Below are 19,572 nucleotides of genomic sequence, written 5' to 3' on the forward strand. Positions count from 1 at the left end.
ATTACTCCTCGGGCAGGCGAGTCGCCTGGAAGCGGCAGTGGAGTTCCGGTCCCCCCGAAATGGATACGGACCAGCCGCGCAAAGGGCTCATCCGCTGTGCATCCACGGCGACGACGTCCGCGGGCGCCATATGGTTCCCGGTGGTCTGCATCCGCACAGACTACGCACGACCAAAACCCTCCCGACCCTGAAGTTCACCCCAAATCAGGCAAGTTGCTGGTGATGAATTGACGATGTGACGCCGTTCACCTTGCCCCCTCTTGTCGCAGGGAGCAGGCCGTCATATCGTGCTGATGTATCGGTTCGATACATCAGCACGAGATAAGCACCGAGGACGGCGAGGGAGGCGAGGGTGAGCAGACGCTCCGGGATCCTCGAGTTCGCCGTGCTCGGTCTGCTCCGTGAGGCCCCGATGCACGGGTACGAGCTGCGGAAGCGGCTCAATACCTCGCTGGGAATCTTCCGGGCCTTCAGTTACGGGACCCTCTACCCCTGCCTCAAGACGCTGGTCGCCAACGGCTGGTTGATCGAGGAACCGGGCAGCGCTCCCGAGGACGCCCTCGCCGCTTCACTCGCGGGGCGCCGCGCCAAGATCGTCTACCGGTTGACGGCGGAAGGAAAAGAACACTTCGAGGAGCTGCTCTCGCACACCGGTCCCGACAGCTGGGAGGACGAGCACTTCGCGGCTCGCTTCGCCTTCTTCGGACAGACGGAGCGCGAGGTGCGGATGCGGGTGCTGGAGGGCCGCCGGAGCCGGCTGGAGGAGCGTCTGGAGAAGATGCGCGCCTCCCTGGCCCGTACCCGCGAGCGACTCGACGACTACACCCTTGAGCTTCAGCGGCACGGCATGGAGTCCGTGGAGCGCGAAGTGCGCTGGCTGAACGAGCTCATCGAGAGCGAGCGGGCGGGGCGGGATCAGCGAAGTTCCTCCCCCGACGGCGCGGCTCAGCAGCACCACACATCTGGGTCGACGGGCGGCCTGCCCCGACGGGGTACCGAGCCTCCGGGAGATACCTCCCCCGGGCCCTCCACCTCGCCGGATCCGTCCGACGACACCGTCAACTGAGACCCCGCGGTTCGCAGGGTTTCATCCGGAACAACGAGAACAACAGGGAGCAACCGGAATGGGTTCGGTTCGCGTAGCCATCGTCGGCGTGGGCAACTGCGCCGCCTCGCTGGTGCAGGGCGTCGAGTACTACAAGGACGCCGACCCGGCCGGCAAGGTGCCGGGTCTGATGCACGTCCAGTTCGGCGACTACCACGTCCGTGACATCGAGTTCGTGGCCGCCTTCGACGTGGACGCCAAGAAGGTCGGCCTCGACCTCTCGGACGCCATCGGCGCCAGTGAGAACAACACCATCAAGATCTGCGATGTGCCCAGCGCCGGTGTCACGGTGCAGCGCGGCCACACCCTCGACGGGCTCGGCAAGTACTACCGCGAGACGATCGAGGAGTCGCCCGAGGCACCGGCGGACATCGTCCAGGTCCTCAAGGACAAGCAGGTCGACGTTCTGGTCTGCTACCTGCCCGTGGGCTCCGAGGACGCCGCGAAGTACTACGCGCAGTGCGCCATCGACGCCAAGGTCGCCTTCGTCAACGCTCTGCCGGTCTTCATCGCCGGGACCAAGGAGTGGGCGGACAAGTTCACCGAGGCGGGCGTCCCGATCGTCGGTGACGACATCAAGTCGCAGGTCGGCGCCACCATCACGCACCGTGTCATGGCGAAGCTCTTCGAGGACCGGGGCGTCATCCTGGACCGTACGATGCAGCTGAACGTCGGCGGCAACATGGACTTCAAGAACATGCTGGAGCGTGACCGTCTGGAGTCCAAGAAGATCTCCAAGACCCAGGCCGTCACCTCCCAGATCCCCGACCGGGAGCTGGGCGAGAAGAACGTCCACATCGGCCCCTCCGACTATGTGGCCTGGCTGGACGACCGCAAGTGGGCGTACGTCCGCCTTGAGGGCCGCGCCTTCGGTGACGTTCCGCTGAACCTGGAGTACAAGCTCGAGGTCTGGGACTCCCCGAACTCCGCGGGTGTCATCATCGACGCCGTGCGCGCCGCGAAGATCGCCAAGGACCGGGGCATCGGAGGCCCGATCCTCTCCGCGTCCTCGTACTTCATGAAGAGCCCGCCCGTGCAGTACTTCGACGACGAGGCCCGTGAGAGCGTCGAGAAGTTCATCAAGGGCGAGGTCGAGCGCTAGTGCTGTAGACCTTCGGGGCGGACACGCCCGCGAAGACAGCTCATCCGGGACGGCCGGCCGGTCGTCCGTGCTGAGCCGAACGACCGCGGAGGGTCCCCGGGCAATCAGCCCGGGGACCCTCCGCGTCTGTGGAACCCGGGTGTGTGACGCTTGATCACATGTCTGCCGTACGTGATCTGCGCGTACTCCTGCGCCTGACCAACTTCCGCCGGCTGCTCGCCGTGCGGCTGCTCTCCCAGTCCGCCGACGGCGTCTATCAGGTCGCACTCGCCACCTATGTGGTGTTCTCGCCGGAGAAGCAGACCTCACCGGCGGCCATCGCCTCCGCCATGGCCGTACTGCTACTGCCGTACTCCCTGATCGGCCCCTTCGCCGGTGTGCTGCTGGACCGATGGCAGCGACGGCAGGTCTTTCTGTACGGGAATCTACTGCGGGCCCTTCTGGCGTGCGGAACCGCGGTCCTCATCCTCGCCTCCGTGCCCGACTGGCTCTTCTATGCCTCCGCCCTCTCCGTGACGGCAGTCAACCGCTTCATCCTCGCCGGGCTCTCGGCCGCCCTGCCCCGGGTGGTCGACCAGGAGCGGCTCGTCATGGCCAACGCCCTCTCACCGACGGCCGGCACACTGGCCGCGACCGCGGGTGGCGGACTCGCCTTTGCCGTCCGCCTGGTGGCCGACGACTCCGATGCCGCGGTCGTCCTCCTCGGCGCGGGCCTCTATCTCTGTTCGGCTCTCGCCTCCCTGCGGATCAGCCGTGAACTGCTCGGCCCTGAGCAGGGACAGGAGCAGCCGCGGCTGGCCGCGGTGATCTTCTCCACGGCCCGCGGTCTGGTCGAAGGGCTCCGTCATCTGTCCGAGCGCCCGTCGGCCACCCGCGTGCTGATCGCGATGACGCTGATGCGCTTCTGCTACGGAGCGCTGCTGGTGATGGTCCTGATGCTGTGCCGCTATGCCTGGTATGAGAACGAGCAGGAAGGCCTGGCTCTGCTCGGGGTGGCGGTGGCGGTTTCCGGGGCCGGCTTCTTTGTCGCAGCCGTGGTGACTCCCTGGGCCATCGAGCGGCTCGGCCGCTACGGCTGGATGATCGCCTGCTCGGGAACGGCGGCAGTCCTCGAACCGGCTTTGGGGCTGCCGTTCGAGCCGGGGCCGATACTGGTCGCCGCCTTCATCTTGGGGCTCGTGACCCAGGGCACGAAGATCACCACCGATACCGTGGTGCAGACATCGGTTGACGACATCTACCGTGGCAGGGTCTTCTCTCTCTATGACGTCCTGTTCAATGTCTCGTTCGTGGGAGCCGCGGCTGTCGCCGCGCTGATACTGCCCCCTGACGGACGGTCGGTCGAGTTGGTCGTCCTCGTCGCTCTGATCTACGCGGCGATCACTGCGGGCATAAGCCGGTGGAGCCGTGTCAGTCGCTCCGGCTAGCATGCGCGCTTATACAGCATTCACTTACTATGGGGGACCCTCGCATGACCTTTCCGCCACCCCAGGGCCAGAATCCGCCGCCACAGGGCGGGAATCCCTATGGAAACCCGGGCCCGTACGGCCAGCAGCCGCCCACGCAGCCCATGCCCCCGGCCGGCGGATATCCGCAGCAGCCCCAGCCCGGGTTCGGAGGGTACCCGCAGCAGCCCCAGCCGCAGTGGGGTGCGCCTCTTCCTCCGGCGCCCCGCAAGTCGCCCCTCAAGAAGATCCTTCTGATCGGCGGCCTTGTCGTCGGGCTGATTGTGATCGGCATCGTGGGCTTCGCGGCGAGCAAGGACGAGCCCGATCGCGCGAAGGTCGGGGACTGCATGCTCAATGAGGGGACCCAGAGCAAGCCGGAACTGAAGATTGTGGACTGCAATCGCACAACAGCCGAGTACAAGGTCGTTGATGTCATCAAGGACACCTCGGATGCTTCGGTCTGCGAGTCCAAATCCGACCTCGGCTACTGGGAGCAGAACTCCGGACGCAGCAGCTCCAGCAAGGACTTTGTGCTCTGCCTCGACCAGATCACCTAGTAATGCGATAGCCGACCAGAGCGAAGGGGCGATGTTTCACGTGAAACATCGCCCCTTCGTCATGCGCGCCAGGCCGGTCCGACCCTCATGTTTCACGTGAAACATGGCACCGTTTCACGCTCGATCCTGGGCCGCCCACCACTCCTTGAGCGCCGAGACCGCAGCATCGTGGCCCATGGGGCCGTTCTCCAGTCTCAGCTCCAGCAGGAAGGCGTACGCCTTGCCGATCACCGGACCAGGACCCACGCCAAGGATCTCCTGGATCTGGTTTCCATTCAGGTCGGGCCTGATGGCATCCAGCTCCTCCTGCTCCTTCAACTGGGCGATCCGCTCCTCAAGCCCGTCATAGGTACGGGAGAGGGCAGCCGCTTTGCGCTTGTTGCGGGTGGTGCAGTCGGAGCGTGTGAGCTTGTGGAGGCGCGTGAGCAAGGGCCCGGCGTCACGCACATAGCGCCGCACAGCAGAGTCGGTCCACTCGCCCTCACCGTAGCCATGGAACCGCAGATGCAGCTCCACCAGGCGTGAGACATCCTTGACCAGGTCATTGGAGTATTTGAGGGCGGTCATCCGCTTCTTGGTCAACTTTGCCCCCACCACCTCGTGGTGATGGAAGGAGACTCTGCCGTCCTTCTCAAAGCGACGGGTCCGCGGCTTACCGATGTCATGGAGCAGCGCGGCCAGCCGCAGCACGAGGTCGGGGCCCTCCTCCTCCAGATCGATGGCCTGCTGGAGGACGGTCAGGGAGTGCTCGTACACGTCCTTGTGCCGATGGTGTTCATCGCTCTCCAGCCGCAGTGCGGGCAGCTCCGGGAGCACATGGTCGGCCAGGCCGGAATCCACGAGGAGGGCGAGCCCCTTGCCAGGGTGCGCGGAGAGGATCAGCTTGTTCAGCTCCTCGCGCACCCGCTCGGCGGAGACGATGTCGATACGCGCGGCCATCTCCTCCATGGCCCCGACCACCTCGGGTGCCACCTCGAAGTCCAGCTGGGCCGCGAATCGAGCGGCCCTCAGCATCCGGAGCGGGTCGTCGGAGAAGGACGCCTCGGGTGTGCCGGGGGTCCGCAGCACTCGGGCGGCGAGGTCCTCCAGCCCATGGTGCGGATCGATGAACTCCTTCTGTGGCAGCGCGACGGCCATCGCGTTCACCGTGAAGTCGCGGCGGACGAGATCCTCGCCGATCGTGTCGCCGTAGGACACCTCGGGCTTGCGGGAGGTCCTGTCGTACGCCTCGGAGCGGTAGGTCGTCACCTCGATCTGATAGCCGCTCTTCTGCGCTCCGACGGTGCCGAAGGCGATCCCCACATCCCACACCGAGTCCGCCCAGGGACGGATGATCTTCAGTACATCATCAGGGCGGGCGTCCGTCGTGAAGTCCAGATCATTGCCGAGCCGGCCGAGCAGCGCGTCCCGGACCGAACCGCCGACCAGAGCGAGACTGAACCCGGCATCCTGGAAACGGCGGGCGAGGTCATCGGCGACGGGTGCTACACGCAGTAGTTCGGTCACTGCGCGGCGTTGCACCTGACTCAGTTCGGTGGGGTTGTCATCATTGGCGTTCGGCACAACAGAAGAGGGTACGTGCCCCGGCGGCCCCGGGGTCCCGTCATTTACGGCCGCCTCTCCCGCGCCCTCCCCGGGCGGACCCCTCCGCCGCCCGATCGCGGGGATCAGCTCGTGTCACCCGCGGATGAGGTGTGCCCGAAAGGCCCTTGCGATCTTGTGGGGCGGTCCGCGGCACTTCGGCACAGCGCATCTCGTTACCATGCGTGGACGCAATGAGCGACAACGACCAACGGCATCAGACGACGAGGGACGGACGGGCGCGTGGCCGAGGCGGCAGACTTCCAGAGGATGAATCCCTCTCCTGCCCGCCGGTGGCTGCGCCGCGCAGCCACCGTAATGCTCTGCGCCCCCCTTCTCGGAGGGCTGCTCGGAGGGCCCGTCACCCCGACCGCCCATGCCTCCGACGCCGCCTCGGGTTCGCGCACGGTGGATGTGTCCATCAACACACTGACACCCAGCGCTCCGGGGAAGGACGACACTCTCACCATCTCGGGCACGGTCCTCAATGAGGGCAAGCAGACCATCACCGGTGCCGAAGTGGATCTGCGGCTGGGTGCGAAGCTGACCGGGAGAACGGCCATCGACCGAGCCGCTCAGCGGACGGGATTCGACCGGAGCGTCGACGGGGGTGCCGTCGGTGACAAGTACACGGTGAAGCTGCCCGAGCTGCTGTCCGGGGTCAGCCGGGAGTTCGCGCTGTCGGTGCCGGTCGAGGAGCTCGATCTCGGTGACGAAGGCGTCTACCAGCTCGGCGTCACCCTGTCGGGACAGACCCCCGACGAGCCCTTCGAGCAAGTGCTGGGTATCGAGCGGACCTTCCTGCCCTGGCAGCCGGAGGCACTGGAGAAGAAGACCCAGCTCACCTACCTCTGGCCGCTGATCTCGTCGACCCATCTCACCTCCGAGACGGGATCGGACGCCCAGCAGACGCCGGTCTTCGAGGACGAGTCCCTTGCCAGGGAGATCGCACCCGACGGCCGGCTCGGACAACTCGTCGCTCTGGGAAGCGAGTTGCCCGTCACCTGGGTCATCGATCCCGATCTTCTCGCCACCGCCGAGGCCATGACGAGGAACTACGAGGTCAAGAACGGAAACGACACCGTCCCGGGCAGGAACCAGGCCGTCGCCAAGCAGTGGCTCAGTTCGGTGGAGCGTGCGGTTCAGGGCGACAAGGTGATCGCGCTGCCGTTCGCCGACCCCGATCTGGCCTCCCTGGCACACCGTGGAAAGAACGTCTCCGGGGCGCTGAGCCATCTCCAGCAGGCCACGGAGGTCGCGGAGCGGACCGTGGAGACGATCATCCACGAGAAGCCCTCCGTGGATTTCGCCTGGCCCGTCGAAGGGGCGATCGATTCCTCCATCGTGGATGTCGCGACCTCGGCCGGTGCGCACAATGTCATCGCACGCGGCGACAGCCTGCGTGACGACCTCCCGTACACGCCCACCGCGGCCCGCCCGATCGGCGGTGGGACAACGGCCATGGTCGCCGACACGAGGCTGTCCAAGGCGTTCGAGGGCGACATGCTGAACAGCGGCACCTCGACCCTGGCCGTCCAGCGGTTCCTCGCCCAGACCCTCGCGGTGAGCCTGCAGGATGTGGACCACCAGCGGAGCATCGTCGTCGCGCCCCAGCGGACGCCGACCGTGGCGCAGGCGCAGTCCATGGCCCGGGCTCTGGAGGCCCTCGACCAGCGCTGGACCCAGCCGATCGACCTCGTCGCGGCGTCGGAGGCCAAGCCCGAGGACAACGCCGCGACCAAGGTGCCCCCGGCCTCGCGCTACCCCGCCCATCTGCGTAAGCGGGAGCTGCCGACCCAGGCGTTCCAGGACATCCGGGCCACCCAGATCGCACTCAACGACTTCAAGGTCATCCTGACGGCGATGGACCGGGTGGAGACGCCCTTCAGCCGGGCCATCGACCGGGAGATGTCCACGGCGTGGCGGGGTCAGACCGAGGCCGCCCGGCAGTACCGCGTCGAGGTCCGCACCAATCTCCGGGGCCTCTCCGAGGAAGTACAGCTGATCGAGAAGTCGCAGATCACCCTGTCGGGGAGGAGCGCGACCATCCCCGTCACCGTGCAGAACAGGCTGGTGCAGGGGGTCGACAATCTCGTTCTGCGGCTCAGCTCGGACAATGCGGCGCGCCTGAGCCTCGACGGGGACAAGGGGGTCGACGAGCGGCCGATCAAGGTCAAGGGCGGTCACAGCCAGTCCGTGAAGTTCAACGCCCAGTCGAACGTCAACGGCCAGGTACAGATGACGGCCCAGCTGTACACCGAGGACGGCAAGCCGTACGGCCAGAAGATGCAGTTCACGGTGAAGGTCTCCGAGTTCACGCCCACCGTGATGCTGGTCATCGCGGGCGGTGTCCTGCTGCTCGTTCTCGCCGGTGTGCGGATGTACACCCAGCGCAAGCGCGCCTCCGTCCACGACGGGACAGCGGAACAGGACGACACAGCGGAGCAGGAAGGGACTGCCGAAGAGGACCAGGCAGTGCAAGGCCCCGACGGCGACACCGGGGAGACCACCGGAGAACCGGCCTCCGGCGCCGCCGGGGACGTCCCGCCCCCCGTGGCCGAGAACGGCCCGCCGGAGGATCCGGACGGTCCCGGAGAAGACATCGCCGGCCCGGATCCCGGGCAGCCGAGTGACCCGACGCCGGACACCCGTCCGGAAAGCGGCAACCCGTCGGGCACGGGTGAGAAAGTGGACCGTTGAGCGATGTCGTGGCCGGCCGGCCGGGGACGATGAGGTGGGGTAGCAATGAACGCGCCGTACGACGGTGACCGCGGTCAGGGCGCTGGCGTGGACCCGGCGGGCCAGGTACCGCAGCAGCCCGCCGCCGACCCCGCGCAGGATCCGTATCTCCAGCACGCCTACGACCAGGATCCCTATCGGGCGCAGGATCTGTCCGCCCAGGACCCGGTGACCGAGGCGCTCTACGACCGCGCCGCCCATCCCCCGCCGCCCCCGGGCACCTATGAGGAGCCCCCGCCGCTGTACCAGCAGCCGCCGTCTCCCCAGTACGCGCCCGACCCCCGGGTCTGGGCGCAGACCCCGCCCCCCGAGCCCTCGGGGCCGTCCCGCCATCTGCCCTACGGCGACGACGCGCGGACCACCCAGTACACGGGCGTCGACGATCTCGTGACACGGGCGGGGGAGCAGGAACCGGAGACGGACGCCTTCGCCCATCTCTTCCGTGATCAGCAGGGCACCGCCAAAACCGTCCCGGCACCCGCGCAGGAACCTCTTCCGCCCCCGCCCGCCCCCAAGAGCTCGGGCGGGCGGGTCGCGAGCCTTGCCAAGTCCAGCGCCGTCATGGCGGCGGGCACGATCGTCTCCCGCCTCACCGGCTTCCTGCGGAACCTCGTCATGGCCGCGGCCATCGGTGTCGGCGTCCTCAGCGACACCTACCAGGTCGCCAATGTCCTGCCGACGATGATCTACGTCCTGGTCGGCGGCGGCGCCCTGAACGCGGTCTTCATCCCCCAGCTCGTCCGGGCCATGAAGAACGACGAGGACGGAGGCGAGGCATACGCCAACCGGCTGCTGACCCTGGTGGTCGTCCTGCTCGCGGGCGTCACCACGGTGTGTGTGCTGGCGGCACCGCTGCTCATCCGCATGATGTCGCCGACCATCGCCGCCGACCCGCAGAAGATGGACGTGGCCGTCGCGTTTGCCCGCTTCTGTCTGCCCACCCTGTTCTTTATGGGCGTCCACGTGGTGCTCGGCCAGATCCTCAACGCACGCGGGCGCTTCGGCGCGATGATGTGGACCCCCGTCCTGAACAACATCGTGATCATCGCGACGTTCGGTGCCTTCATCTGGGCGTTCGGGAGCTTCACCGAGTCCGGTGTCAGCACCGCGACCATCACCCCCGAAGGCGTCCGGCTCCTCGGCATCGGCACCCTGCTGGGACTGACCGTCCAGGCGCTGGCGATGCTCCCGTATCTGCGGGAGGCGGGCTTCAGGATGAAGCTGCGCTTCGACTGGCGGGGCCATGGTCTGGGCAAGGCCGCGGGCCTCGCCAAATGGACGTTCTTCTTCGTCCTGGCCAACCAGCTGGGCATGATCGTCGTCACCCAGCTCGCCACGTCGGCGGGTGCGGCAGCCGAGAAGCACGGTTTCACCGGCACCGGCATCACCGCGTACAACTTCGCACTGCTGCTGTGGCAGCTGCCGCAGGCCATCATCACCGTCTCCGTGATGACGGCCGTACTCCCGAGGATCTCCCGTTCCGCCCATGACGGCGACCCCGCGGCCGTGCGTGACGACATCTCGTACGGGCTGCGCACCTCCGCCGTGGCGATCGTGCCCTCGGCCTTCGCGTTCCTCGCCCTGGGCGTACCGATGGCGGGTCTGCTGTACGCCGGGTCGGGCGCCGAGGGTGCCCGCAACATCGGATTCACTCTTATGGCCTTCGGACTGGGACTGATTCCGTACTCCGTTCAGTACGTCGTCCTCCGGGGCTTCTACGCGTACGAGGACACCCGGACCCCCTTCTACAACACGGTGATCGTCGCCCTCGTCAACGCGACGGCCGCCGCGATCAGCTTTGTGGTGTTGCCGGCCCGCTGGGCGGTCGTCGGGATGGCCGCGTCCTACGGCCTCGCCTACATGATCGGTGTGGGCGTCGCCTGGCGCAGGCTGAAGAAGCGGCTCGGCGGCGATCTGGACGGCTCGCACGTCATGCGCACCTATGCCCGTCTCTGTATGGCCTCCCTGCCTGCGGCGATCATCGGCGGCCTGGCCGCCTTCGGTATCACCAAGGCCCTCGGCAGCGGTGCCGCCGGTTCACTCGCCGCCCTTGTCGGCGGTGGGATCGTACTCCTGGGCGTCTTCTTCCTCGCCGCGAAGCGGATGCGGATCGAGGAGCTGAACTCCATGGTCGGTATGGTCCGCGGCCGCCTCGGACGCTAGTACGGTCGGCCTCCTCGGCCGCGGTCGTCCGGGCCCGCGGCCGGAAAGCCCGGAGAATGCGCAGGTGCCCCGGCACCTCGGTCCGGCAAGATCCGGATCACGGGCCCTGGGCTCGCGCTCCGGCCGACGGCTGAGATCCTGGGACGGCACGGTCCCGCACAACCATCGCCGACTTCCGTGTGTCGTGCATAGCGTCGGACTGTGGGCACAATTGGCATGGCTGTTGGTTATGCGCAACGGAATGGGGAGGCAGGAACGACGGTGGCGGAACGTAGCACGGCTGCCGTCGACGTGGCCGACAACAGCGGAGACGACCCGCTGACCGCGCAGGCGGGCAAGGCCACGACCGACGGGGCGGCTGAATCCCAGGACACGGCGGAGAAGACCTCGCCGGACACGAACAGCGAGCCGAAGGGCGACGAGCCCGCCCCCGCCGCACCCGAACTGCACAGCGGCCATAAGCTCGCCAAACGCTACCGCCTCGAAGAGTGCATCACCCGTCTGGACGGTTTCAGCAGTTGGCGGGCCGTCGACGAGAAGCTGCGCCGCGCCGTCGGGGTGCATCTGCTGCCGGCCGACCACCCCCGGGCCCGTTCGGTGCTGGCGGCGGCCCGCTCCGCGGCGCTCCTCGGCGACCCCCGCTTCGTCATGGTCCTGGACGCCGTCGAGGAGAACGACCTCGTCTATGTGGTCCACGAGTGGCTCCCGGACGCCACCGAGCTGACCGCGCTGCTCGCCGTGGCCCCCATGGAACCCCATGAGGCCTACCAGCTCGTGGACCAGCTCTCCCAGGCCATGACCGCTGCCCACCGCGAGGGGCTCGCGCATCTGAAGCTCACCCCGAGCGCCGTGCTGCGGACCTCCAGCGGGCAGTACCGCATCCGCGGACTCGCCGTGAACGCCGCACTGCGCGGGATCACCGCCGACCGGCCGCAGCGCACCGACACCGAGGCGATCGGCGCCCTGCTGTACGCCGCCCTCACTCAGCGCTGGCCGTACGAGAACGACGCATACGGTCTCTCCGGGCTGCCGAAGGGCGTCGGGCTCCTCCCTCCCGACCAGGTGCGGGCGGGGGTCCACCGAGGACTCTCCGAGCTGGCCATGCGCGCGCTGGTCAACGACGGCGCCACCGCCTCCCGGCAGGAGCCTCCCTGCACCACCCCGGACGAGCTGGCCAAGGCCGTCGGGGCGATGCCCCGCATCCGCCGTCCGGAGCCCACCTTCACCAACCCGCCGGAGTACCAGCGGACCACCTATCAGCAGGGGACCTACGGCCGACCCGCCACCCGGACCGGACCCGTCGCCGGCCAGACGATGGCCGTCCCCCTGGCGCCTCTCGAAAGCCGCACGGGCAAGGTCCTCAAATGGGGAGTCGCGGCCCTGCTGATCGCCGCGCTGGGCCTGGGCAGCTGGCAGATCGCCGACAAACTGCTGTCCAGGGACAACGACTCGACACCGACGCAGACCACGCCCAAGGAGCGTGACGACGACGAGAAGGTGAAGGCGCCGGACAAGCCGCTGTCGATCAAGCACGCGACGGAGTTCGCCCCCAGCGGCTCGGGGATACAGGAGGACGAGGTGCCGAACGCCGTCGACGGCGCATCGCACACGTCCTGGGTCACCCCGCAGTACCGGGGCTACCCGAACTTCGGCAACCTGGACAACCGCAAGCAGGGCAGCGGGATCATCGTGGATCTCGGCAAAGTGCGCGATATTTCCGGCTTGAAGATCGACATGTACCGCGGCGGTCAGAAGGCCGAGGTCCTCGCCGCCGGCGAGGACGCCACCGAACCGACGTCGCTCTCGGACTTCTCCCAGCGCCTCACCGGCCTCAAGACCGTGGGGGAGACGTTGGAGACCACCCTCGACGAACCCACCCGGACCAGGTACGTACTGATCCGGATCGCCGAACTGCCGCCGGAGGGATCCTCTTCGAAAACCTATCGGGGCGGTATCTCGGAGATTCAGCTCCTCGGCCGCTGAGAAGGCGCCGGTGGGGCGCTCCCCACCGGCCTTCCGCGGCCCCTGGACGGCGATCCCCCCGTCAACGGCCCCCCGGTCACGGGATTCTTCATCCCTATGCCCCCGCCGGCATGAATCGTGATAGACAGACCGAGCCGCAGCCGAATCGACCGACGACAGGATTCGCTCGGAAGCCCCGCACTGAGCCGTCGGCGGGACGGATCCGGCGGCAGGCAACGCAGGGCACGGGCGGGGTGGGACAGAACAGAGGGTGGAGGCCGTGACGACGGGGGCGTCCAACACACCCAGTGACGCGGAACTTCTGGCCCGCCATGTGGCGGGCGAACCCGATGCCTTCGGAGAACTCGTACGCCGGCACCGTGACCGGCTCTGGGCCGTCGCACTGCGCACCCTGGGGGACCGCGAAGAGGCCGCCGATGCGGTCCAGGATGCTCTGGTATCCGCTTTCCGGGCCGCCCACACCTTCCGTGGCCAGTCCGCCGTGACCACCTGGCTCCACCGCATCACGGTGAACGCCTGCCTTGATCGCGCCCGCAAGGCCGCATCGCGCAAGACATCACCCGTGGACGACACCGAGCGTCTGGAGCAGCTCCTCGAACCCCATGAGTCCGCCGAGGCCCCGGCCGAGCGCCGGGATCTGCACCGGGAACTACTGGCAGCACTGGCCAAGCTCCCCGTCGATCAGCGGGCGGCTCTGGTCCTGGTGGATATGCAGGGCTACTCGGTCGCCGAGGCCGCCAGTGTGCTCGATGTGCCGACCGGGACGGTCAAGAGCCGTTGTGCCCGGGGGAGAGCCCGGCTGCTGCCCCTGCTCACCCATCTGCGCGGTGACGCCGGGGAAGACGGCGGACTTGGCACAGGAAGGAACCGGACGCCGGGGACATCCGTCCCACCGGGGTCGAGGCACGAGGACGCAGGGCCGCATGATCCTGCTGCTGCGAAGGGCGGAGGTGGACGCACGTGACACCCACGGCCGACATGACTCGGCACCCGGACGTCTCGGAGATCTCCGACCTCACGGAAGGGCTTCTCTCCCCCGCCCAGAGTGCCGAGGTGGGGCAGCATCTGGACGGCTGTGAGCCGTGCGCCGATGTCCGTGCCTCCCTCGAAGAGATCCGTGGACTTCTCGGCGCCCTCCCAGGTGTCCCGGAGATGCCCGAGGATGTCGTGAGCCGTATCGATGCGGCCTTGGCCACCGAGGCTCCCCTGGACTCCGCCGCGCCCGACCCCAGCGCTCATGTTTCACGTGAAACATCGCCCACTGCTCAGCAGAGCGAGACCAAGCCTGGCGACCGCCCCGCTGGACATGCCCGTGGTACGACGGGACCGGGTCGCGGTCACCGCGGACGCCGCCGTCGCACCACTGTGCTGGGGGCGATCTTCGGGGTGGCGGCGGTCGGATTGAGCGTGCTGGTGGTTCAGTCCCAGTCCGGCGGAGACAACCGGACGTCTGCCCAGGACGTCGCCACGACGTCCTCAGCAGGGGACGAGGGCCACTACTCCGCGTCCACCCTCAGGAGCCGGGTCAAGGCGCTCGTCTCCACCACGCCACCCCAGGGGGAGACCAAGAGCAACAGGGGAAGGACCCCCCAGGAGAGGACACCCTCCATCGCGTCTGCGGAGCCAAGAGTCGCAAGGTCGCCTTCAGTACCTGCCTGTGTACAACTGGGCACGGAACGAACCGACGCACCGATCGCGGTGGAGCAGGGCGTGTACCAGGGCATCGACGCCTATCTCCTCGTCCTCCCCGACCTCACGGATCTCCAGCGCGTCCATGCCTTTGTCATCGATGCCGCCTGCGTAAGCGAAACGCCCTCGTCCCCCGGGAAGGTCCTGCTGACCGACTCCTTCCCTCTCGGCTGACATATCCGACCGCGCTGCGCGGCGGGCTCGGGAATGCGAGCCCCTTAGGATCCGTTGGGTGGGGTGAGAGTCATTGACCGGCCCGGCAGTCAGCAGACAGTCTGCAGAGACGAGGAAGAAACCCGTGAGCGACGTCCGTAACGTGATCATCATCGGTTCCGGGCCGGCCGGCTACACGGCGGCGCTGTACACGGCACGTGCTGCCCTGAAGCCGCTGGTGTTCGAGGGTGCTGTGACCGCAGGTGGCGCGCTCATGAACACCACCGATGTGGAGAACTTCCCCGGCTTCCGGGACGGGATCATGGGCCCGGACCTGATGGACAATATGCGGGCGCAGGCGGAGCGCTTCGGCGCGGAGCTGGTCCCGGACGATGTCGTGGCCGTCGATCTGAGCGGTGACATCAAGACCGTCACGGACACAGCGGGCACGGTGCACCGGGCCAAGACCGTGATCGTGACCACCGGCTCCCAGCATCGCAAGCTGGGCCTGCCGAACGAGGACGCCCTGTCCGGGCGCGGGGTGTCCTGGTGCGCGACCTGTGACGGCTTCTTCTTCAAGGACCAGGACATCGCCGTGGTCGGTGGCGGCGATACGGCGATGGAGGAAGCGACCTTCCTCTCCCGGTTCGCGCGCTCGGTGACGATCATCCACCGTCGTGACACCCTGCGTGCCTCCAAGGCCATGCAGGATCGCGCCTTCGCCGATCCGAAGATCTCCTTCGCCTGGGACAGCGAGGTCGCCGAGATCCACGGTGAGCAGAAGCTCTCCGGACTGACCCTGCGCAACACCAAGACCGGTGAGACCTCTCACCTCGCGGTCACGGGTCTGTTCATCGCCGTTGGTCACGACCCCCGGACCGAGTTGTTCAAGGGCCAACTCGATCTGGACGACGAGGGCTACCTCCAGGTGGCGGCTCCCTCCACCCGTACGAACCTCGTCGGGGTCTTTGCCGCAGGTGATGTCGTCGATCATACCTACCGCCAGGCCATCACGGCCGCCGGCACCGGCTGCTCGGCTGCTCTCGATGCCGAGCGCCACCTCGCCGCCCTCCAGGACGGCGAGAACGCGGTCCAGCCGGCGGAGCCGGCCCCTGCGGTCTGATTCCGCACCGACCCTTCACCCACGATGAAAAGGAGGCCGCCGTGGCCGGCGCGCTGAAGAACGTTACCGACGACACCTTCGAGGAGGCGGTCCTCAAGAGCGACAAGCCCGTACTGGTGGACTTCTGGGCCGCCTGGTGCGGACCGTGCCGTCAGATCGCGCCGTCCCTGGAAGCCATCGCGGCCGAGCACGGTGACAAGATCGAGGTCGTCAAGCTCAACATCGACGAGAACCCCGCCACCGCAGCCAAGTACGGCGTCATGTCGATCCCCACGCTGAACGTCTACCAGAACGGCGAGGTCGCCAAGACCATCGTCGGAGCCAAGCCCAAGGCCGCCATCGTGCGCGACCTGGAGAACTTCATCGGCGAGTAGAACAGCGCTGTTTCACGTGAAACATGGATGTGGGCTCATTCCCCGGGGGATGAGCCCACTTCCTTGTCGAGAGGGTCAGAGCGGACGGAGAACCGGCTCCTTCTGCACAGCCCCCAGAAGCCGGTCCAGGGCCAGCTCCACATCTTCCTTCCAGGAGAGCGTGGTCCGCAGTTCCAGTCGCAGCCGTGGATGGGTCGGGTGCGGACGCACGGTTTTGAAGCCGACGGCCGTCAGATGTTCGGCTGGCAACACACAGGCGGGCGCCTTCCAGCGTGCGTCGCCAAAGGCCTCGATGGCGCGGAAGCCTCGACGCAGTACATCCTTCGCCACGGTCTGCACCATGACTCTGCCGAGCCCTTGCCCCTGATACTCCGGGTCGATCCAGGCGGTCATCAGCTGCACCGCATCCGCCGAGACAGGGCTGGTCGGGAACGCCAGCGAGCGTGGCACATACGCCGGAGGCGCGTAGAGGACGAAGCCGACCGGTACATCATCGACATAGACGATCCGGCCGCATGAACCCCACTCCAGCAGTACCGCGGAGATCCATGCCTCCTTCTCCAGCTCCGGCCTTGCGGCCTTTACCGCCGCTTCCCCGCTGACCGGATCAAGTTCCCAGAAGACACACGCACGGCAGCGCTGGGGAAGGTCCGAAAGGTTGTCCAGCGTGAGGGGTGCAAGCCGACGCCCCATGAAGGCTGTTCCTCGCTTCCTTTCCCGGCCGCACTACGAGCGGCTGCCAGGACGCTCCGCTCATGGAGCAGACTGCTGATGAAGCCGGACAGTGCCCCCAGGCCCAGTCCCGCTGTCACCAGCCGACTGCGGCTGACCGTTCGCATGGCTCTCGCCTTCCTCCGAGGTGATCACGGTGGATGCGCCCATACCAGATCGCATCGTATCGACCCGCTGTTGACGCGGGTACCGCCACAGCACACAGGGCGGGCCGTGTCCCGGTGAGTCACCAAGACACGGCCCGCCCTGTGGACTGGCGAAAGGGTCTTCAGCCTTCGTCGTCCTGCTGGGCATCGTCGGTGAGCCCATGCTCCAGGACTCGGCCCTCGCCCGGCGCGAGTGTGCCGAGGATGCGCTCCAGATCCTCTATCGAGGCGAACTCGACGACGATCTTGCCCTTCTTCTGCCCGAGGTCGACCTTCACCCGTGTCTCAAAGCGGTCCGAAAGACGGGTGGCCAGGTCGGAGAGTGCGGGCGAGAGCCGGGCACCGGCCCGGGGACCCTTCGGCTTGGCTGTGCTCGTCTGGCTGGAGTTGAGCAGTGTGACGATCTCCTCGACCGCACGCACCGAGAGCCCCTCGGCGACGATCCTGTGCGCAAGGCGGTTCTGTTCCTCGGGGTCCTCCACCGAGAGCAGTGCCCGGGCATGGCCCGCGGAGAGCACACCGGCCGCCACCCTCCGCTGAACGGAAGGAGACAGCCGGAGCAACCGCAGCGTATTGGAGACCTGGGGGCGTGAGCGTCCGATACGGTCGGCCAGCTGGTCATGTGTGCAGTTGAAGTCCCGGAGCAACTGGTCGTAGGCGGCGGCCTCTTCCAGCGGGTTCAGCTGAGCGCGGTGGAGGTTCTCCAGCAGCGCGTCCAGCAGGAGCTTCTCGTCCTCCGTGTGCCGGACGATCGCGGGAATCCGCTCCAGCCCTGCTTCACGGCAGGCCCTCCAGCGGCGCTCACCCATGATGAGCTCATACCCCTCGGGCCCCGACTGCCGGACGACGACCGGCTGGAGGAGCCCGACCTCCTTGATGGAGGTGACCAGCTCGGCCAGCGCGTCCTCGTCGAAGACCTCACGAGGCTGCCGTGGGTTCGGCTTGATCGCATCCACCGGCACTTCGGCGAAATGTGCTCCGGAGGGCTCCACCAGCTGCGGTGCGCCCCCCGGCTCCGGCGAGGACATCGCCATATCGGGGGCCGTGGCCGCCGAGGGCAAGGTGGCCACCTTGGCGGCCGCAACACCCCGCTCCGCCGTCAGTACCGGGAACACCCCCGAAGAGCCGGGGGCGCCGCTGGGCGGTGCCTGCTTCTCCTGGGGAGCGGCAGGGATCAGGGCACCGAGTCCCCGCCCCAACCCTCTACGTCGCTCACTCACTGGATCCCCTCCGAGATGTTCTGCTGGTTGTTCTGGGCGCCCAGATGGGCGTGCTGCGGGTCATAGCGGACGCCGACCCCGCGCATCGCGATCTCGCGAGCCGCCTCAAGGTACGACAGGGACCCACTGGAACCGGGGTCGTAGGTCAATACCGTCTGCCCATAGCTCGGAGCCTCCGAGATGCGTACCGACCGGGGAATACTCGTCCGCAGGACCTCTTCCCCGAAGTGGCTGCGGACCTCGTCGGCGACCTGGGAAGCAAGCCGGGTACGGCCGTCGTACATGGTGAGAAGGATCGTGGACACATGCAGCGTCGGGTTGAGATGCCCCCTCACCAGGTCCACATTCCTCAGCAACTGGCCCAGGCCCTCCAGCGCGTAGTACTCACACTGAATGGGGATGAGCACCTCCGCGCCGGCGACAAGCGCGTTGACGGTCAGCAGACCGAGCGAGGGCGGACAGTCGATCAGGATGTAGTCCAGGGGCTGCTCATATGCCTGGATCGCCCGCTGAAGTCTGCTCTCCCGCGCCACCAGCGACACCAACTCGATCTCCGCACCGGCGAGATCGATGGTGGCGGGGGCGCAGAAGAGTCCTTCGACGTCCGGGACCGGCTGGACCACTTCGGAGAGCGGCTTGCTCTCCACCAGGACGTCATAGATCGAGGGGACTTCGGCGTGGTGGTCGATTCCCAGTGCCGTGGAAGCATTGCCCTGTGGATCCAGATCCACAACCAGTACCCGCGCGCCATGCAGCGCGAGGGAAGCAGCAAGGTTGACCGTGGTGGTGGTCTTCCCTACACCGCCCTTCTGGTTGGCGATGACCATGACGCGTGTCTGTTCAGGTCGGGGAAGACCCTCACCGGCACGCCCCAGCGCCTCCACGGCGAGCTGGGCAGCTCGACCAATGGGGGTGTCGTCCATCGGGGGCGGTGTTTCACGTGAAACATCCTCTCCCGCCGATTCGGTACGGGGACCGGGGACCGGATCGGTCATCGGTCCCGCGATGTTGGCGTCGGACCGCAAGGATTCACTCTCCTCGACTTCAGGCTCGCGATGAACAGAGCCTGCCATGCTTTCGGGGTCATGAACCAGCGAGGCCCGTGCTTCTGTGGACGAATCCATCTCCCTGAACAACTTCGTCACCCCTGGGAGGGGCTTCCGGGTCCGAATCGGGGCGGCAGCACGCCCGCGGCTGATGATCCCTTGCAGCAGTGAGCGACGTTTCACGTGAAACACGATGCCTGGGCACCAGAACGAGATCCGGACGACACTCCGAAATGCGTACGTATCGAATCTCGCGGGGAGCTTCTTCCCAAGACCACTTCCCGAGGTTCCGGGCCATCTCCATGGAACTCGGGACCGACTGACTCTGTGTTACCCGTCCTGCGCTACCGCCCTCGGGAACGCGCCCCGTTGTCAGCGCACACCCGTCAGCCACAAACCGGCTCAAGCACA

At 67.3% G+C, this 19,572-nt stretch carries 16 protein-coding genes; 11 read left to right on the forward strand and 5 right to left on the reverse strand.

What is annotated here, in order from left to right:
• Nucleotide 1: 1 nt before the first annotated feature.
• The gene (locus ACIBCM_RS13065; RefSeq protein WP_399242380.1) at nucleotides 2-151 is read right to left on the reverse strand and encodes a hypothetical protein; all 150 of its coding nucleotides are present in this window, start codon (nucleotides 149-151) and stop codon (nucleotides 2-4) included.
• Between the two features lie 201 nt (nucleotides 152-352).
• Here ACIBCM_RS13065 and ACIBCM_RS13070 point away from each other — a divergent pair, with 201 nt between their 5' ends.
• The 4 genes from ACIBCM_RS13070 to ACIBCM_RS13085 all read left to right on the forward strand — a co-directional run bounded on the left by ACIBCM_RS13070 (nucleotide 353) and on the right by ACIBCM_RS13085 (nucleotide 4,212).
• Nucleotides 353-1,066: a helix-turn-helix transcriptional regulator gene (locus ACIBCM_RS13070; protein WP_399242383.1), complete on the forward strand. Its 714-nt coding sequence runs from the start codon at nucleotides 353-355 to the stop codon at nucleotides 1,064-1,066.
• A 58-nt stretch (nucleotides 1,067-1,124) separates the two neighbouring features.
• Nucleotides 1,125-2,207: an inositol-3-phosphate synthase gene (locus ACIBCM_RS13075; protein WP_399242385.1), complete on the forward strand. Its 1,083-nt coding sequence runs from the start codon at nucleotides 1,125-1,127 to the stop codon at nucleotides 2,205-2,207.
• 158 nt (nucleotides 2,208-2,365) lie between these two features.
• Nucleotides 2,366-3,634 carry an MFS transporter gene (locus tag ACIBCM_RS13080; protein WP_399242388.1) on the forward strand — a complete coding sequence of 423 codons (1,269 nt, stop codon included), beginning with the start codon at nucleotides 2,366-2,368 and terminating at the stop codon, nucleotides 3,632-3,634.
• Nucleotides 3,635-3,678: 44 nt separating this feature from the next.
• Nucleotides 3,679-4,212: a hypothetical protein gene (locus ACIBCM_RS13085; RefSeq protein ID WP_399242390.1), complete on the forward strand. Its 534-nt coding sequence runs from the start codon at nucleotides 3,679-3,681 to the stop codon at nucleotides 4,210-4,212.
• 114 nt (nucleotides 4,213-4,326) lie between these two features.
• On the opposite strand, the gene ACIBCM_RS13090 is transcribed toward ACIBCM_RS13085, so the two are convergent.
• Nucleotides 4,327-5,775: a CCA tRNA nucleotidyltransferase gene (locus ACIBCM_RS13090; protein ID WP_399242392.1), complete on the reverse strand. Its 1,449-nt coding sequence runs from the start codon at nucleotides 5,773-5,775 to the stop codon at nucleotides 4,327-4,329.
• 261 nt (nucleotides 5,776-6,036) lie between these two features.
• Here ACIBCM_RS13090 and ACIBCM_RS13095 point away from each other — a divergent pair, with 261 nt between their 5' ends.
• The 7 genes from ACIBCM_RS13095 to trxA all read left to right on the forward strand — a co-directional run bounded on the left by ACIBCM_RS13095 (nucleotide 6,037) and on the right by trxA (nucleotide 16,017).
• Complete coding sequence (locus tag ACIBCM_RS13095; RefSeq protein WP_399242394.1) at nucleotides 6,037-8,493, forward strand: DUF6049 family protein; 2,457 nt, start codon at nucleotides 6,037-6,039, stop codon at nucleotides 8,491-8,493.
• Between the two features lie 45 nt (nucleotides 8,494-8,538).
• Nucleotides 8,539-10,695 (forward strand): murein biosynthesis integral membrane protein MurJ, encoded by a 2,157-nt coding sequence (gene murJ, locus ACIBCM_RS13100; RefSeq protein ID WP_399242397.1) that lies wholly within the window; start codon nucleotides 8,539-8,541, stop codon nucleotides 10,693-10,695.
• Nucleotides 10,696-10,956: 261 nt separating this feature from the next.
• Nucleotides 10,957-12,678 (forward strand): serine/threonine protein kinase, encoded by a 1,722-nt coding sequence (locus tag ACIBCM_RS13105; RefSeq protein WP_399242399.1) that lies wholly within the window; start codon nucleotides 10,957-10,959, stop codon nucleotides 12,676-12,678.
• 250 nt (nucleotides 12,679-12,928) lie between these two features.
• Nucleotides 12,929-13,642 carry an RNA polymerase sigma factor SigM gene (gene sigM, locus ACIBCM_RS13110; RefSeq protein WP_399242401.1) on the forward strand — a complete coding sequence of 238 codons (714 nt, stop codon included), beginning with the start codon at nucleotides 12,929-12,931 and terminating at the stop codon, nucleotides 13,640-13,642.
• Nucleotides 13,639-14,541 (forward strand): anti-sigma factor family protein, encoded by a 903-nt coding sequence (locus tag ACIBCM_RS13115; RefSeq protein ID WP_399242403.1) that lies wholly within the window; start codon nucleotides 13,639-13,641, stop codon nucleotides 14,539-14,541. Before sigM ends, ACIBCM_RS13115 begins: the two co-directional genes overlap by 4 nt.
• A gap of 124 nt (nucleotides 14,542-14,665) precedes the next feature.
• Nucleotides 14,666-15,643 carry a thioredoxin-disulfide reductase gene (gene trxB, locus ACIBCM_RS13120; protein WP_399242405.1) on the forward strand — a complete coding sequence of 326 codons (978 nt, stop codon included), beginning with the start codon at nucleotides 14,666-14,668 and terminating at the stop codon, nucleotides 15,641-15,643.
• Between the two features lie 41 nt (nucleotides 15,644-15,684).
• Nucleotides 15,685-16,017 (forward strand): thioredoxin, encoded by a 333-nt coding sequence (gene trxA, locus ACIBCM_RS13125; RefSeq protein WP_399242408.1) that lies wholly within the window; start codon nucleotides 15,685-15,687, stop codon nucleotides 16,015-16,017.
• A 75-nt stretch (nucleotides 16,018-16,092) separates the two neighbouring features.
• On the opposite strand, the gene ACIBCM_RS13130 is transcribed toward trxA, so the two are convergent.
• The 3 genes from ACIBCM_RS13130 to ACIBCM_RS13140 form a co-directional block, all read right to left on the reverse strand.
• Complete coding sequence (locus ACIBCM_RS13130; protein WP_399242410.1) at nucleotides 16,093-16,710, reverse strand: GNAT family N-acetyltransferase; 618 nt, start codon at nucleotides 16,708-16,710, stop codon at nucleotides 16,093-16,095.
• 307 nt (nucleotides 16,711-17,017) lie between these two features.
• Nucleotides 17,018-18,115: a ParB/RepB/Spo0J family partition protein gene (locus ACIBCM_RS13135; protein ID WP_399242412.1), complete on the reverse strand. Its 1,098-nt coding sequence runs from the start codon at nucleotides 18,113-18,115 to the stop codon at nucleotides 17,018-17,020.
• A complete protein-coding gene (locus ACIBCM_RS13140; protein ID WP_399242414.1) occupies nucleotides 18,112-19,188 on the reverse strand; it encodes a ParA family protein in 1,077 nt (358 codons plus the stop codon). Before ACIBCM_RS13140 ends, ACIBCM_RS13135 begins: the two co-directional genes overlap by 4 nt.
• Nucleotides 19,189-19,572 lie beyond the last annotated feature (384 nt).

It is taken from the genome of Streptomyces sp. NPDC051018, assembly GCF_044456085.1.
GTDB lineage: Bacteria > Actinomycetota > Actinomycetes > Streptomycetales > Streptomycetaceae > Streptomyces.